The 451-nt window shown below is 54.5% G+C and carries 1 protein-coding gene; it reads left to right on the top strand.

Translation table 11 applies throughout. The features are described 5' to 3' along the window. Positions 1-451 (top strand): Spy/CpxP family protein refolding chaperone (locus CXF87_RS12400; RefSeq protein ID WP_157826546.1); only part of this gene is annotated, 451 nt, incomplete at both ends.

The following is a 451-nucleotide window of genomic DNA, read 5'->3' as shown; positions in this document are numbered from 1 at the left end:
CTTCGCTCAAGGTATGAGCCAAGGCGCCCAAGGTCAGGGCAATATGATGGACGGCCAAGTCGGTATGGGTTCGGGCATGATGATGGGCAGTCAAGAAGGCATGTACCCAGGAATGATGATGGGAGGGCAAAGCGGGATGATGCCTTGTCCAATGATGGAAGGCATGGGGAGTATGTCCGGCATTGGCGGTATGCTCGACGAGCAGCAGATGAGTACCATGCGTGAGATGCGCCAAGAACACCGCGCGGCCCAGCTTGAGCGGATGGGCGAATTGATGAACCTGCGCGACGACATGATGCAAACCATGCAGACTGAACGCCCTGAACCAGAGGAAATAAAGGCGCTGCATGCTCAAATGGCCAACCTTCATGGCGATATGATGGCTGATAACGTGCGCATGCATAATCAGATGCAGGACTTACTGACCGATGAGCAGCGTGAACAGATGAGA

Origin of the sequence: Halomonas sp. MES3-P3E, assembly GCF_002836035.1 — a bacterium.
GTDB lineage: Bacteria > Pseudomonadota > Gammaproteobacteria > Pseudomonadales > Halomonadaceae > Vreelandella > Vreelandella arctica.
The sequence above is the reverse complement of the archived record's forward strand: the minus strand, read 5'-3'. Positions and strand labels throughout refer to the sequence as shown.